Here is a 13,391-nt window from a genome sequence, read left to right on the forward strand (position 1 = left end):
TCTGATAAATTTTAATCTTCTGCTGCGCTTTTTACTTGTTTATCCATATTTTCATATACAAGTAAGGGTTCAGACTCACCTTTTATAACAGCTTCATCTACGACCACTTTCGCAACGTGCTCTTCTGAAGGAATCTTGTACATAGTATCCAGTAAAACAGACTCCATTATAGATCGTAAACCTCGGGCACCTGTTTTACGTTCAAGTGCTCGCTCAGCAACTGCATCCAGTGCATCACTGCGAAAATCGATCTGAACCCCTTCCATTTCAAACAAACGTGCGTATTGTTTGGTTAATGCATTCCGGGGTTCAGTCAAGATTTGAATTAATGCAGCTTTATCAAGCTCATCTAATGTGGCAATAACAGGAAGGCGACCAACAAATTCAGGAATAAGACCGTACCTAACAAGATCTTCTGGCTCTAAGTCTTGTAAAGTTTGACCAAAATTACGCTTATCATCCTTACTTTTAACTTCTGCACCAAACCCGATGCCTCCCTTTTCGGAGCGATCACGAATAACTTTATCTAATCCTGCAAATGCACCGCCACAAATAAATAAAATATTAGCTGTATCAACCTGCAAAAACTCTTGCTGAGGATGCTTGCGCCCCCCTTGGGGTGGTACAGATGCAACAGTACCTTCGATCAATTTTAACAGTGCTTGCTGAACACCTTCTCCAGATACATCACGAGTAATAGATGGATTGTCTGATTTGCGTGAAATTTTGTCGATTTCATCTATGTAAACAATACCCTGTTGTGCCTTTTCTACATCGTAATCACATTTTTGCAGTAGTTTCTGAATGATGTTTTCAACGTCCTCGCCAACGTAGCCGGCTTCTGTGAGTGTTGTAGCATCGGCGATAGTGAAAGGAACATCCAACAAGCGAGCCAGCGTTTCTGCCAGCAGAGTTTTACCGCTACCTGTTGGCCCAACCAATAGGATATTGCTTTTACCTAACTCAACAAGCTCTTTGTCTTTAGTACTTTTTTCGCCAAAACGTAAGCGCTTGTAGTGATTGTAAACCGCAACGGCAAGGACTTTTTTTGCACGTTTCTGGCCAATAACATATTGGTCAAGAATTGCAGATATTTCATGAGGCTTAGGTAGTTTTTCAGAGCTTCCCTCCGACGAACTTTCCTGAATTTCCTCTCGAATGATATCATTACAGAGATCAACACATTCATCACATATGAAAACCGACGGTCCCGCAATTAGTTTGCGAACTTCATGTTGGCTTTTACCACAGAAAGAACAATATAGTAACTTTCCGCTTTTATCGCCTGTGTCACCTGTGTGATCGGTCATTGAACCCACTCCATCTTTATATGTAGCAATTGTCAGTTTAAATATTGAAATTTCAAGTGTGATGACGAACTTTTGTCGCCTAAGTGCTCAGAGGGTTTCCTGTAGAGCAGCTCACCCCCGACAATCAAAAGCCTATTTAGCTGACTGAATACGTTTATCTAAAACAGAATCAATTAATCCATAATCTTTTGCCTGCTGCGCAGACATGAAATTATCACGCTCGGTATCAATTTCAATCTTCTCTATGGGCTGTCCAGAATGAAGTGCCATTAATTCATTTAAACGAGCTCTGATCTTTAAAATTTCTTGTGCTTGAATATGTATATCAGATGCCTGCCCTTGAGCGCCCCCACTAGGTTGATGAATCATAACTCTGGAGTTTGGGAGACAAAAGCGCTTTCCTTTTGTCCCAGCATTAAGCAAAAACGCCCCCATGCTACAAGCCTGCCCAATGCACATTGTGCTGACATCAGGCTTAATAAATTGCATGGTATCGTAAATAGACATGCCGGCAGTCACTGAACCGCCAGGAGAGTTGATATATAAATGTATGTCTTTATCGGGGTTTTCAGCTTCCAAAAATAAAAGCTGCGCCACGACCAAATTGGCCATGTAGTCCTCTACTGGTCCAACTAAAAATATAACTCTTTCTTTGAGCAGGCGAGAGTATATATCGAAGGATCGCTCCCCCCGTGCTGTTTGTTCGATGACAATTGGAACAAGACCACTGTTTATGGGAGAAGACTGGTTTTTAAAGAATTCGTATGACATTGTGCATTTTGTCCTTAAGCGGGCTTTTTTAGCATCGCCAATATTGAAAACTATGATTTTTTGACAAACAGAGCTTAACCCGTGATTGGATTATATGCCAGTCAAAAGAGTTTTTTGCAGGGGATTTAACTGAAAGGAAGCCGCAAAACAAACGCTTTGCGGCTTTTTTAGGCTATCAGCGTTGCGCATTAGCCTTAATGATTTCATCATAATTGGTTTCAACTTCTGAAACCTTTGCCTGAGATAGAATATGATCAACAACTTGATCCTCAAGCACCGCCGACTCTACGCCTGACATCAACTCTTGATTGCTGCTGTAGTATTCAACTACTTCCTTAGGCTCTTGATAAGTAGATGCAATTTCTTCAATCATTGTACGGACACGCTTTGAATCAGGCTTCAATTTAGCGCTTTTTACAATCTCCCCAACAATTAAGCCAAGGGTAACACGGCGAGCGGCTTCATCTTGGAACATTGTGTCGGGCAGAAGGCTTTTAACATCGAAATTTTGCTGATGACCACCGAAGCGCTGAAGCATTTGATTGCGAAGAACATGAATCTCATTGGCTACTAATGCCTTAGGAATATCTGTGCTATGAGCGGCAATCAAAGCATCCATAACCTGAACTTTAACTTTTGCTTTGAGGGCATTAGCCAGCTCACGATCCATATTTGCTTTCACTTCCTTACGGAACTGCTTTTCGCCGCCTTTTTCTACGCCAAACTTTACAAAAAACTCTTTCTTAAGCTCAGGCAAAACAGCCTCTGACACGCTATTGACGGTGATAGCAAATTTTACAGCTGCACCCTTCAGCTCCTCAGCCTGATAATCATCAGGGAAAGTTACCGAGATATCTTTTTTATCACCAGCTTTCATCCCGATAATCCCTTCCTCAAATCCTGGGATCATTGATTTTGATCCAAGAATCAATGAGTGACCATCGGCCTTACCACCAGCAAATTCAACACCATCTTTTGTGCCGACAAAATCAATATTTACTTGATCACCATCAGCCGCCGCACGCTCTACAATCGACCAAGTGGCCTGATGTTTACGAAGCACTTCTATCATGTTATCTACATCTGCTTCTGTGACATCAGCCTTGTAGGTTGTGATTTCAAAAGCGCTCAAATCACTGAGTTCTACGCTAGGATAAACTTCGAAGGTTGCAACGTATTCCAAATCCTTACCTGCAGCCAGTTGCTTAGGCTGAATGGAAGGCTGACCGGCAGGTTTAACATTCTCTTTTTGTACTGCCGCATAAAATGAACGGCTAATAACATCACCGACTACTTCTTGACGAATTCCAGCACCAAAACGTTGCTTCACTACAGACATTGGAACCTTGCCCTTGCGGAAACCTTTGATGCTTACATTGCGAGCCGCTTGTTTCAAGCGATTCTCAAATTCGTTTTCTACTTGTTCCGCTGGCACGCCTACAGTCAAGCGGCGCTCCAATCCAGAAGTCGTTTCCAGTGAAACCTGCATATTTGCCTCGTGAAATAACTGAAAAGTATGGCAGTTGCTCAAGCACCCCGAAGATCGGGGTGCAGGGAGAATATGGTGCGGACGGAGAGACTCGAACTCTCACACCTTGCGGCGCCAGAACCTAAACCTGGTGTGTCTACCAATTTCACCACGTCCGCTTTTGTGTCGCTTCTTGGCTATTACCAAGATGATGACCTAATTTTTATCGAACCCTAACATGTTGATTTTTAATGTTTTTTATAAAAACCAACAGCCCTAGCGCGCGAAGGGTGCTGATTGTGCCACAGTCATTCTGCGGGTTCAACTTTTTATCAATACTCTGCATAGGTGCTGCGATGGCGCATCACCAAATCCTTAAAATCAACCAGCCATTGCGTCAGCAATTCGCGCCTTAAAACAAGCGCTTGCTGTAAATTGACTTCGGTCACATCAATAACTTCTATTACATTACTCGGTACAAAGGCTTTCTTTTCTTTTATTCTTTCAGGTGACTTAAAAATCGTCCGCTCATAAGAAAGCAACATGTAAAGCCAAGCCCCTGGCTCTTTTTTTAATGCCATTAGCTCATTTACTTCTGATGAGTTAATACCCAAATTACCAAGTGTTATATACAGCTCATCGATAGTGTTAAGAGTGGTCGCGTTTTGCACACGGTACTGATCAGCCAGTTCCCGCACATAAAAACATAATGCTGTAGTCAGGTGGAAAACAACCGCATCCCCTAATGCCTGCTGGCGAGTTTTTTTGTTGCCAGAGAGCTTTGTATCCAGCATTTCCATGTCAACAAGATTTGCATGTGCAAAAGTAAACTTTTGATTAACAAGAGAGAGATGTGTAATAGACATAGCTTTAGGAAAAGATAGAAAAAAGCCAACACTTTTTAGATGCTGGCGTTACGTATTTACTTTTGTACTTGCCATTTACCTGCAACGAAAAATGCTTTCCATCCAGTAGCCTTACCATTAACCTCAGTTTGTACATATTGTTCTTTGGTTTTGCGGCTAAAGCGAATAATCGATTTATTGCCATCGGGATCTTTTACCGGGGCAGATAGCAAAAAATGATATTTAGGATCAATTTGATCTCTATATGGTAACAATTCTTCAACCAGAGGTGCGCGAGTTTCGCGATTTTTGGGAAATTGGCTCGCAGCAAGGAAGAGACCTGCTGCGCCATCACGCAGCACATAATGATCATCTACTTTTTCACATCGCAATTCCGGCATTGCAATAGGATCGACTTTTGGTGGTGCCGCTTCGCCATTTTTTAACAACTTGCGTGTATTTTTACACTCCGAATTTGTACAACCAAAATACTTACCAAAGCGACCTGTTTTGAGCTGCATTTCACTGCTGCACTTGTCGCATTCAATTGTTGGCCCTTCGTAACCTTTTAAACGATAACTGCCTTGCTCAACTTCATAGCCAGAACAATCGGGATTGTTGCCACAAATGTGTAATTTTCGGTTTTCATCCAGAAGATAGGAGTCCATTGCAGAATTGCACAATTTGCAACGATGCTTTGAACGCAATTGACGAGACTCTGCTTCATCATCGTCAACTTCGGTATCAATAACCTCATCACCTGACACCAAATTCATTGTGTTTTTGCAACGCTCTTTGGGTGGCAGCGCATAACCAGAGCAACCAAGAAAAACCCCGGTAGTTCCTGTGCGAATCTGCATGTGACGACCGCAAAGATTGCATTCAATATCTGTATCTGTAGGATCGTTAGCCCGCATACCAGTAGTTGTGCTTGATGCTTGCGCAAGCTTTTTACTGAAATTGCGGTAAAACTCATTCAGCAGATCGCGCCAGTTTTTTCCGCCTTGAGCAACGACATCGAGCGACTCTTCCATATTGGCAGTAAAACCGTAATCCATTAAATCATCAAAACTTTCGACTAATCGTTCAGTAACTATATCGCCCATTTTTTCTGCATAGAAACGGCGATTTTCCTGACGCACATACCCACGTTCCTGAATCGTAGAAATAATAGAAGCATATGTCGAAGGACGGCCAATAGCGCGTTTTTCCAATTCTTTAACTAAGCTGGCTTCCGTATAACGCGCGGCAGGTTTGGTGAAATGCTGCTGGGGATTAAGTTTAATCAGAGGCAGGATCTGCCCAACTTTCATATCCGGCAGAACAATATCTTCATCTTTTTTGGCCGCCTGTGGATTTACTTTTGTATATCCATCAAAACGAATTACCCGACCACGGGTGCGTAATTCATAATCACCGGCACTAACCACAACACTCGTACTGGTATATTCTGCAGGTGTCATTTGGCAAGCCACGAACTGCTGCCAAATCAGTCCATAGAGACGCTCTGCGTCGCGCTCCATACCACTTAACTGGTTAGGTTGCACGCTTACATTGGATGGGCGAATGGCTTCATGCGCTTCTTGAGCGCCCTCTTTGCTTGAGTAAAGTACAGGAGCATCCGGCAAATAACGTTTACCGTAATTTTCAAGGATATGATCACGACAGGCATCAACAGCTTCTTTGCTCAGGTTGGTCGAATCTGTACGCATATAAGTGATATACCCAGCTTCGTACAAGCGCTGCGCCATCATCATGGTTTTCTTTACCCCAAAACCTAAACGCGTACTGGCTGCCTGCTGTAAGGTCGAAGTAATAAACGGTGCAGATGGTTTAGATTGGGTTGGCTTATCTTCGCGACTGATCACCTTGTAAGAAGCATGCTGCAAAGCGCTGACCGCAGCCATCGCTTGCGCTTCATTGATTGGTTTGAATGCTTCATCACCCAGTTTTTTAACTTCAAAGCTGGCGTGCTGGCTTTTATCGGCTTGTAGATCCGCAAATAGTGTCCAATATTCTTCCGGGACAAACGCACGGATTTCATTTTCCCGCTCCACTACCAAACGTACAGCCACTGATTGAACACGTCCGGCTGAAAGCCCGCGAGCCACTTTTTCCCACAACAGGGGCGACACCATATAACCCACTACACGATCCAAAAACCGGCGAGCCTGTTGCGCATCAACGCGATTCTGGTCGATTGGGCCTGGGGTTTTAAACGCATTTTGAATGGCAGTTTTGGTAATTTCATTGAAAACTACGCGACGATAGCGAGATTCATCACCACCAATCGCTTCACGAAGATGCCAAGCGATTGCCTCTCCCTCTCTATCCAAGTCGGTTGCGAGATAAACCATATCGGCTTTCTCGGCAAGCTTTCTTAACTCCTCAACCACCTTCTCTTTACCGGGAAGAATCTCATAGTGCGCCTCCCAGTTATTTTCTGGGTCGATCCCCATGCGATTGATAAGCTGGCTTTTGCTTTTCTTCGCTTGATAAAGCTCCTTCTCATCAGCGGACATCTTGCGTGTGGCGGCGGCTTGTTTAGCTCGCTCTTTCGCATCCACTGGCTTGGCCCCTCCGCTAGTAGGCAAATCCCGAATGTGGCCGATGCTGGATTTGACTACAAAGTCACTCCCCAGATATTTATTAATAGTTTTTGCCTTGGCGGGCGACTCAACGATAACTAAGGATTTACCCATGATTGTTAGAAATGTCTCTGTATATAAAGGAAGGCTGTATAATCTGCTGAATAATGCGCCAATCTGGTACAGTGCTGCCAAGAAAAGGCTAAACTAGCGGCAAAGGTGCGCATATATAAGTCTTGAATCACAAGGGGTCAAGTTATAATTTTCCTCATGACTTATAGTTGAGCAAAATGGGATGTGCAAAGTTTACTGCATTTTAGGTTAAGGATTTTCTTTAAAAAAGATACTTAAGTATATGTTTTTAAAAGTTAATTAATTTCAGCCAGCAATTTTAATTAAAGAATAAGCAAAACCTGATATTCAACCTAACCTGATACGCAGAATTCGAATGACGCTGATTGTTATTTTGTTCTTTTTGATGCTGATAACACTTGTTGCAGTCAGTGCAATCAATCGAGTGCAGCAGATTCAACGCCAGCGCCGTTTGCAACAACGCCGCTTGCGCCTCCAAGCCGAAGAGTTGATTGAGCTGGTAATATCCCTCGAACAAACCATTCCCAACAGAATGATCATCAAGCATATCAACGACATGGTTATCTCGATACAGCAGCAGATGTTGGCACTGGAGGACAAAAACCCGGAGCATATAGAAGCCGCCATTCGTAAAAGCGAGCTCTATTCAGAAGAATTAATGAACCCCAACCATAAAAAAGCCACCAGCTTCCAACGCGAAAGCGACGCGCAAATTGCCAAAACCCAGTTGCATCTGAACGAAGCCATGCACCTGATTACCCAGCTGGCAGCCCAAGGAAATATTAATGAAGTAGAAATGGATAGCTACCTGTCTGAACTACGTTGGGCGTATTTGATGGTTTCGGTAATGTCTTATATCGGACAGGGCGATAAATCTATATCCATAAGTGACAGGTTTTCGGCGCAGGCTTTTTATCGCAAGGCGCAGCAATTGCTGATGGAGTCCATGCACCAAGACCCTCGGAGACTCAAAATGATCAAAGAGTTAAGTGAAATGATAGATGGTGCTCGTGTTAGTCTCAGCCGTGAGTTACGCGATACAAGCTCCGCTGTATTGGATCCGGGGTGATTCAGAAAATCAGGTTAGTTGGCGAAGTTTTTCCATCATGTCAATTAGCAATTCCAGCGTTTCTTTATCCTCCTTTTCCGACCAGAATACACATATCCCCAAGCTTCCCTGAGTGATTGCGATGACTGAAGCTGGCAGGTCAGGCAAATATATTTTCAAACACTGGCAAACATCATCACACGGGCGTGTTGCTGTCTGCCAATCCCACTCCTGATAAAAGTTTCCTTCGTGAACATAATGGGTACGCATTAATATCCACTCGCTCTCTGTCGGTGTTTTGGCAGCGGGAGGAAGGTAATAGACAGGCATAGGCTCAGGCTGCTCTATATCTGTTGATAATACAGGTGGACGGCGAAGTGTATAGCGAACACCTCTTTGGTTGGCATAGAGGCGCAAGTTCTCTCTGCGCTTCTGAGCTGGCTTGGGCTTCAGCATACTGATCGGCCCCAATACCAGAGCCAACGCTACTACTAAGATAATAAAAAACCAGATATTCATTGGAAACCCTTAAAACTTTAGCTGAGAAGAACTACTCTTAAGCGAGGTATCTTTACTAAACAATCCAACTTGGTCGAGGATAGGAATCATGACAGAAGCCATTAACTACAAGCATATTATTGTCGGTATTGATCTATCGGAAGATTGCCCTACTGTTATCCGCCGTGCAGCGGCGATTGCACGTACGTGCAATGCAAAATTAACTCTTGCTTATGTACTTGAACCTATCGCCTTTGCCTATGGGGGCGATATGCCCGTCGATCTTACTGGCGTTCAAGAACAGCAAGTACAAAAAGCGACTGCTGATTTGGCAATATTAGCTCAAAGCACGTCATATCCGATCCAACAACAACATGTTCTGGTTGGCCAACCCGCTGCAGAATTACATTATCTTGCCGAGCAAGAAAATGCAGATCTAATAGTTGTCGGCAGCCACGGGCGCAAAGGTTTTGCACTGTTATTGGGTTCAACGCCCAACAGTGTTTTACATGGTGCAACATGCGATGTTTTGGCGGTGTTGGTAAAAAAGCAGACGGGCACTGAATAAATGCCGATGTAGCAAGTACAATTCCTTTATGATTGAAATCGCCAAAGAATTATTCTTGCTGCATATTTTCCAACTCTGCCCAACGATCAAAACAATCATCCAATTGCTGTTGTAATAGAGCCAACTCTTGCAGTTTTTGTTCGACAACACTGCTTGATTGAGCGTAAAAATTTTCGGCTGATGTTATAGACTGCAACTGAGCTACTTGAGACTCAAGCATTTCAATTTTTTGTGGTAGCTCGTCAAATTCTTTTTGGAATTTGTAACTCAGCTTTTTAGATTTTGCTGTTTGGCGAGTATCTACAAGCTCAGCGTTTTTCGTTTCTGCTTGTAGAATTTTTTCTGCGGGAGGCGGTAATTCGTCAGCAACAGTCCATCTGCCGCCCTGGCGAATCCAGTCATCGTAGCCTCCCACATACTCGATAACATTCCCGCGCCCTTCGAAAGCGATAACACTGGAAACAATATTATTGAGAAAGGCTCTGTCATGGCTCACTAACAGCAATGTTCCGGTGTATTCAGAAAGTATATCTTCCAATAACTCCAGTGTTTCCACATCCAAATCGTTGGTCGGTTCATCCAGTACCAATAAATTAGCTGGCTTGCTGAATAATTTTGCGAGAAGCACGCGATTACGCTCACCGCCAGACAGAGCACGCAGTGGTGTACGCGCCCTCTCACCACTGAATAAAAAATCGCTTAAATACGAAAAAATATGCTTTGATTTTCCGTCGACATCAATAAATTCACGGCCACCTGCAATGTTATCCACTGCGTTTTTATCAAGATCAAGCTGATCCCGCAGCTGGTCAAAATAGGCAACTTCAATATTAGTCCCGAGTTTTACGCGACCTGATTGTGGTTGCAAATCCCCCAAAATTAATTTGAGCAAAGTGCTTTTGCCGGCACCATTTGCACCTACCAGACCAATACGATCCCCACGCATAATGCGCGTGGAAAATTGTTTAACGATTGTTTTATCGCCCCATGCATAAGAAACATCTGTGAGCTCTGCTACCAACTTGCCAGAGTCGCCTCCTGTTGAAAGACTAAAATTGGCTTTACCCACTTGTTCACGTCGCTGCGCACGCACGTCACGGAGTGCTTTTAATGCGCGGACACGACCTTCATTGCGTGTTCGGCGCGCCTTGATCCCTTGGCGAATCCATACCTCTTCTTGCGCTAAATGTTTATCAAATAATTCATTGTGGCGAGCCTCTTCCGCGAGAGCTTGTTCGCGGTAAACCAGGAAGCTGGCGTAATCACCTTCCCAATACCGCAAATGGCCGCGATCCAACTCGGCAATGTGTGTAGCCAATGTTTGTAACAAAGAGCGGTCATGGGTAATGAAAACCAGAGCACCGTTAAAATTCAGTAATTGTTTTTCCAACCATTCGATTGCCGCGATATCCAAATGGTTTGTTGGTTCATCCAACAATAAAACATCAGGCTCCAATACCAATGCACGTGCAAGAGCAACACGGCGACGCCAACCACCCGATAGCTCACGCATATAGCGTTCAGCAGGTAAATCAAGGCGGGAAATAATCTCATCTACTTTCTGCTGTAAAGCCCATCCATCGTCTGCTTCAATTTGCTGTTGTAATTGCGCCATACGAGCCAAACCGGACTCATTAATATCCGCTGCATGGGAAAGTTGGCGATACTCGGCCAATAACGCCCCTACACCCTTTGCGCCTGCAGCTACAGCATCAAAAACCAACTGGTCATCAGCTTCGGGAAGATCCTGCTCAAGACGGGTGATACGAATTCCGCTCTGGCGAATAACATCGCCCTTATCAAGATCAACCTCGCCATCCAGCACTTTTAGCAAACTGGATTTACCGGCACCATTTCGTCCGATCAAGCACAGTCGCTGCCCTCGCTCTATGCTCAGGTTTACATCATCAAGCAACACTTGCAGGCCGTAACTTAGCCCGGCTTTTTCAATTTTAATCAAAGACATAGAAGGAATAATTCAGGTAGTTTTCTAACGAAAATGGTACTGGCAGAAGCATCAAGGTGCTGTTATTCTCAGGATAGGCTTGACCGCGCGGTAAATGAAAGTGCCGCATCATATCCCACCGGGAAGGCATAACCAACCCGCATATGTTTGCCGGTTCGCATCTACGTTTGACAGTAATTTGAGGTTCCCATGAGGTTTTCGAAAATACTTTGGCCGTTAGCACTGAGTGCCAGCGTATTCGTCGGTAGTATGGCTCTGATCCCTGCGCAAGCGGCAACCAACACTACAAAACCGACAACAAAAACAACACCGGCCAAACCCGATGCGCGCCAAATAGAAAGGCAAAAATACGCACAGGCACAAAAGGCGTTAAATGCAAAAAATATGACTGAGTATCACCGCTTGGTTAAACAGTTACAGCAATACCCCCTTCTGCCCTACCTTGAATACCAAGAGTTAACTAATCGTTTAATCACTCTGCCCACGAAAGAAGTAGAAAGTTTTTTTAAACGCTATCCCGATTCATTTCTATCCGAACGTCTAACTCATCGCTGGTTACGCACACTGGCACAACGTGAACGCTGGGCAGACTATCAACGATTTTACGATAAGAGACTGACTGATCCTGAGTTGGCCTGCTTACATATACGTGCGCGCCTTGCACAAGGGGATAAAACCGCGTTAAGTGATGTGGCAGCCCTATGGAATATTGAAAAGACCCAATCAAAAGCGTGTGATCCCGTATTTGTAGAGTGGAAAAAAGCGGGCTTGATGACATCGGATATTATCTGGGATCGCCATCTCAAAGCCGTTAAAGCAAACAATAATGGCATGGCAAGCTATCTGAGCAATCTTCTACCTACAGCAGACCGCCCATATGCACTGTTATTACAGCAGGTGAATGCCAATCCCCGCCTCTTGAAGCAAACATCCAAATTTTCCAAGCAATCACCCAAAATGAAAACCGTGATTCTGCATGGGCTGGAAAAATTAGCGCGTAGTAATGCCAAAGAAGCTTTGACACTGTGGAACGGTTACGACGCACAACAGCTATTCAGCGATGAAGATCGCACCGACATCAAATACCAAATCGCATTGCGACTACTCTATCAAGATCACGAAGTGGAAGCGGAACGTTTGGCTGCATCTACGCCGAACTTAACCCGAGTCGATTTATTGGAGTGGTTATTACGCGAATCATTACGCAAACAAAATTGGGAGCAAGTCAACGTATGGTTAACACGCTTGCCAGAAGATGCACGCAAAACAGAACGCTGGCGCTATTGGCAAGCAAGGGCAATGGAAGAACTGGACATCAAAGAAATTAATGGGGAAACCCCTTCGGATATTTATAATAGCGTTGCTCCTGCGAGAAGTTTTTATGGCTTTCTTGCAGCAGACAAAGTGAGTGTAAATTACCATTTGCTGGATCGTCCGATGGCATTTACGCCCGAGCAAGTCTCTGCAATGGAAAATCATCAAGGGATGTTACGTGCGCGTGAATTTTTTGCGCGCGGTGAATTAGGTGCAGCTAATCGTGAATTTTTCCATACCAGCCGTCGCATGCCGTTGGAACAAATGGTATTGGCTGGCCGACTCGCTGAGAAATGGGGCTGGTATCGCAATGGAATACAGGTAATGGCAGACGCACAATACTGGGACGATCTACAAGTACGATTCCCTATTGTTTACAAAGAGCACGTGACCAAAGCTGCACAACAAACATCTGTCAATCCGCTCTTTATTTTCGCCGTAACACGCCAGGAGAGTGCATTTGTTCACGATGCAAAATCTCCAGCGGGTGCAGTAGGTTTAATGCAGCTATTACCGTCTACAGCCAAACAAACTGCACAGAAAAATGGGCTGCGTTTTGTTCCCCAAGACTTAATCACACCGGAAAAAAATATTGCATTGGGCAGCCGTTATCTGAACCATCTACTCGACGTATTTGATGGAAATCGCATCTTGGCAGCAGCTGCATATAATGCAGGCCCTTCACGAGTCAAAAAGTGGCTCAACAAAGATCAAGGCGCACAGCTGCCTTACGATGTTTGGATTGAGACCATCCCTTATAAAGAAACAAGGGGTTATGTGCAAAACGTCTTGTCCTTTTCTGTTATTTACGCTTACCGCCTTGGACAGGAAACCCGCTTTGTAACACCAACAGAAGTCAATCAACAACTCTGAATATGTAAATAAAAAGCCATTGACGCTGGCAAGCGTCAATGGCTTTTTA

At 44.2% G+C, this 13,391-nt stretch carries 10 protein-coding genes and 1 tRNA gene; 3 read left to right on the top strand and 8 right to left on the bottom strand.

The window, feature by feature from the left end; translation table 11 throughout:
- Positions 1 to 11: 11 nt before the first annotated feature.
- The 6 genes from clpX to topA all read right to left on the bottom strand — a co-directional run bounded on the left by clpX (position 12) and on the right by topA (position 7,096).
- Positions 12 to 1,310, bottom strand: a complete 1,299-nt coding sequence (clpX, locus tag B2739_RS15920) for an ATP-dependent Clp protease ATP-binding subunit ClpX (protein WP_331346837.1) — start codon at positions 1,308 to 1,310, stop codon at positions 12 to 14.
- Positions 1,311 to 1,442: 132 nt separating this feature from the next.
- A complete protein-coding gene (gene clpP / locus B2739_RS15925) occupies positions 1,443 to 2,081 on the bottom strand; it encodes an ATP-dependent Clp endopeptidase proteolytic subunit ClpP (protein WP_331346838.1) in 639 nt (212 codons plus the stop codon).
- A gap of 175 nt (positions 2,082 to 2,256) precedes the next feature.
- Entirely contained in the window at positions 2,257 to 3,570 is a 1,314-nt protein-coding gene (gene tig, locus B2739_RS15930) for a trigger factor (protein ID WP_331346839.1), read from the bottom strand.
- Between the two features lie 73 nt (positions 3,571 to 3,643).
- Positions 3,644 to 3,728: transfer RNA gene (locus tag B2739_RS15935), tRNA-Leu, on the bottom strand.
- A gap of 153 nt (positions 3,729 to 3,881) precedes the next feature.
- Positions 3,882 to 4,415, bottom strand: a complete 534-nt coding sequence (locus B2739_RS15940) for a DUF6586 family protein (RefSeq protein ID WP_331346840.1) — start codon at positions 4,413 to 4,415, stop codon at positions 3,882 to 3,884.
- Between the two features lie 56 nt (positions 4,416 to 4,471).
- Positions 4,472 to 7,096: a type I DNA topoisomerase gene (topA, locus tag B2739_RS15945; protein WP_331346841.1), complete on the bottom strand. Its 2,625-nt coding sequence runs from the start codon at positions 7,094 to 7,096 to the stop codon at positions 4,472 to 4,474.
- Between the two features lie 334 nt (positions 7,097 to 7,430).
- Between topA and B2739_RS15950 the strand changes: the two genes are divergently transcribed.
- Positions 7,431 to 8,144 carry a hypothetical protein gene (locus B2739_RS15950; RefSeq protein ID WP_331346842.1) on the top strand — a complete coding sequence of 238 codons (714 nt, stop codon included), beginning with the start codon at positions 7,431 to 7,433 and terminating at the stop codon, positions 8,142 to 8,144.
- Positions 8,145 to 8,153: 9 nt separating this feature from the next.
- Here the strand turns inward: B2739_RS15950 and B2739_RS15955 are convergent, their stop codons facing one another.
- On the bottom strand, positions 8,154 to 8,642 hold the full coding sequence (locus B2739_RS15955; protein ID WP_331346843.1) for a hypothetical protein: 489 nt from the start codon (positions 8,640 to 8,642) through the stop codon (positions 8,154 to 8,156).
- 88 nt (positions 8,643 to 8,730) lie between these two features.
- On the opposite strand from B2739_RS15955, the gene B2739_RS15960 reads away from it, so the two are divergent.
- Positions 8,731 to 9,189, top strand: a complete 459-nt coding sequence (locus B2739_RS15960; protein WP_331346844.1) for a universal stress protein — start codon at positions 8,731 to 8,733, stop codon at positions 9,187 to 9,189.
- Positions 9,190 to 9,238: 49 nt separating this feature from the next.
- On the opposite strand, the gene B2739_RS15965 is transcribed toward B2739_RS15960, so the two are convergent.
- The gene (locus B2739_RS15965) at positions 9,239 to 11,155 is read right to left on the bottom strand and encodes an ATP-binding cassette domain-containing protein (protein WP_331346845.1); all 1,917 of its coding nucleotides are present in this window, start codon (positions 11,153 to 11,155) and stop codon (positions 9,239 to 9,241) included.
- 189 nt (positions 11,156 to 11,344) lie between these two features.
- On the opposite strand from B2739_RS15965, the gene B2739_RS15970 reads away from it, so the two are divergent.
- The gene (locus B2739_RS15970; protein WP_331346846.1) at positions 11,345 to 13,342 is read left to right on the top strand and encodes a transglycosylase SLT domain-containing protein; all 1,998 of its coding nucleotides are present in this window, start codon (positions 11,345 to 11,347) and stop codon (positions 13,340 to 13,342) included.
- Positions 13,343 to 13,391 lie beyond the last annotated feature (49 nt).

Source organism: Cellvibrio sp. UBA7661 (assembly GCA_002483365.1).
Lineage (GTDB): Bacteria > Pseudomonadota > Gammaproteobacteria > Pseudomonadales > Cellvibrionaceae > Cellvibrio.

Excerpts from the sequence above, each read along its gene's own strand:
- B2739_RS15965 (WP_331346845.1), bottom strand. The coding sequence starts at position 11,155 with ATGTCTTTGATTAAAATTGAAAAAGCCGGGCTAAGTTACGGCCTGCAA.
- clpX (WP_331346837.1), bottom strand. The coding sequence starts at position 1,310 with ATGACCGATCACACAGGTGACACAGGCGATAAAAGCGGAAAGTTACTA.
- B2739_RS15950 (WP_331346842.1), top strand. The coding sequence starts at position 7,431 with ATGACGCTGATTGTTATTTTGTTCTTTTTGATGCTGATAACACTTGTT.
- B2739_RS15960 (WP_331346844.1), top strand. The coding sequence starts at position 8,731 with ATGACAGAAGCCATTAACTACAAGCATATTATTGTCGGTATTGATCTA.
- topA (WP_331346841.1), bottom strand. The coding sequence starts at position 7,096 with ATGGGTAAATCCTTAGTTATCGTTGAGTCGCCCGCCAAGGCAAAAACT.
- B2739_RS15970 (WP_331346846.1), top strand. The coding sequence starts at position 11,345 with ATGAGGTTTTCGAAAATACTTTGGCCGTTAGCACTGAGTGCCAGCGTA.
- B2739_RS15940 (WP_331346840.1), bottom strand. The coding sequence starts at position 4,415 with ATGTCTATTACACATCTCTCTCTTGTTAATCAAAAGTTTACTTTTGCA.
- tig (WP_331346839.1), bottom strand. The coding sequence starts at position 3,570 with ATGCAGGTTTCACTGGAAACGACTTCTGGATTGGAGCGCCGCTTGACT.
- clpP (WP_331346838.1), bottom strand. The coding sequence starts at position 2,081 with ATGTCATACGAATTCTTTAAAAACCAGTCTTCTCCCATAAACAGTGGT.
- B2739_RS15955 (WP_331346843.1), bottom strand. The coding sequence starts at position 8,642 with ATGAATATCTGGTTTTTTATTATCTTAGTAGTAGCGTTGGCTCTGGTA.